Below are 1,201 nucleotides of genomic sequence, written 5' to 3'. Positions count from 1 at the left end.
CAGATTGCAATGGCCGTAGGATGAGGGACCATCGATATTATCACCTTTAGGCGCCATCGAGGAAAACTGTGCATATCAACCGCTATATGCAATCTGGTGCGCTCCCTTGTATTTTTCTTTTTTACGTACCTTTCGGTACGACAAACAAAAATCCAATCGCACCACTACACATAGCCCTGCGTTGTAAAACATTAAACCTAATCTTTGGAGAAAAAGAAAAGCAAACCTGGAATAATCATTATGTCACTTCTTGTCATTGTTTTGATTATTGGATTTTACAATTCGTGGAAAGCTGAAGCTTCTTTAAGTTCTAAGGGCAAAATTACAATTGGAAGAGTGACCGATTTTAAGTATTCCACAAGGGTCGGACATATTGATTTTAAATTCTATGTAAATGGTGAACTTTATGATACTAGCGACCCTGACGACTCAGGTTGGCCAAAATATGTTCGAGAAGCGAGGGCGATAAGACACAAATTTTATCCAGTTGAATACGATTCTACGAACCCAAACAACTCCAAAATTCAAATAACCAAAAAACCACTTGGATTCAATGAATTATTAAAAAACGGGATTAAAATAAAAGGGAAAGTTGAGAACATTTATCCCATATCAGAATCCTACGCTGATTTACATATTAAGTACAAATACTTGCGAGGTAATTTTAAGTTTAGGACTAGACTACATATGGACAGTTTACCATGTGGATTTATTGATAGCTGTAAACAAAAGGAAATCGGTCTAATCATTTCTAAGGATTACCCAGACGTAAACAATCTTTACTATTTAAGTTACGATAGAGTTTCAATGAAGAAAGCAAAAGAACAGAAAAAATAACGTTTTACAACAATGGCTATAATTAATTGCTTGATTTTCAGAATAATGAAACTTTTTTCCTCGCATCGAAACCCTAGAAAACTGAAAAATTACAACTCTACGAAACCGCAACTACTCATAGCCGAGACCGATGCACAAACCCCAAATCGCTACATTGTCGCTCCGCTCCAATTCCCGCACTTTGGGGTTTGTGCATCATTACTTCGATAAACTCTGCACAGGCTCCGGGCTATGTCAGATTGCAATGGCCGTAGGATGAGGGACCATCGATTTTATCACCTTTAGGCGCCATCGAGGAAAACTGTGCATATCAACCGCTATATGCAATCTGGTGTGCTCCCTTGTATTTTTCTTTTTTACGTAC

At 37.8% G+C, this 1,201-nt stretch carries 1 protein-coding gene; it reads left to right on the top strand.

Going from position 1 to position 1,201, the window contains the following annotated elements:
• Positions 1-204 precede the first annotated feature (204 nt).
• Positions 205-837 carry a hypothetical protein gene (locus tag BIZ36_RS20645; RefSeq protein WP_187459749.1) on the top strand — a complete coding sequence of 211 codons (633 nt, stop codon included), beginning with the start codon at positions 205-207 and terminating at the stop codon, positions 835-837.
• The last annotated feature ends 364 nt before the right edge of the window (positions 838-1,201 follow it).

This window comes from Cytophaga sp. FL35 (assembly GCF_014349235.1).
GTDB lineage: Bacteria > Bacteroidota > Bacteroidia > Flavobacteriales > Flavobacteriaceae > Euzebyella.
The sequence above is the reverse complement of the archived record's forward strand: the minus strand, read 5'-3'. Positions and strand labels throughout refer to the sequence as shown.